The organism is Corynebacterium frankenforstense, assembly GCF_030211955.1.
In the GTDB taxonomy this organism is placed as follows: domain Bacteria; phylum Actinomycetota; class Actinomycetes; order Mycobacteriales; family Mycobacteriaceae; genus Corynebacterium; species Corynebacterium frankenforstense_A.
Genome location: NZ_JASODI010000083.1, coordinates 1 through 253, shown reverse-complemented (window position 1 = coordinate 253; position 253 = coordinate 1). Strand labels below are relative to the sequence as shown.

The window sequence follows — 253 nt, the reverse complement described above, 5'->3', positions numbered from 1 at the left end:
AAATTTTCCGACTTTTAGCCGACTGTGAAGAACGCGATATTGAGCTGATAAAAGGGCTGCGTGCAGACCTGCGCGAGGCTGGCGAGAGCAATATTGGTATAAATTTTCAGCAATGACACCACAAAACGTGATTTAACGCCTGATTTGTCGTACCTGGAGTCTTCCCTTTCGCCCCCCGTCTGGTCTACATTTGGGGGGCGAAAAAAAGTGGCTATCGGTGCGTGTATGCAGGAGAGTGCTATTCTGGCATTTC

General features: G+C 48.6%; 1 protein-coding gene. It reads left to right on the top strand.

Annotation, left to right across the window (positions count from 1 at the left end; genetic code table 11):
• The first annotated feature begins 2 nt into the window (after nt 1–2).
• On the top strand, nt 3–116 hold the full coding sequence (locus tag QP119_RS11910) for a DUF416 family protein (RefSeq protein ID WP_423777810.1): 114 nt from the start codon (nt 3–5) through the stop codon (nt 114–116).
• Nucleotides 117–253 lie beyond the last annotated feature (137 nt).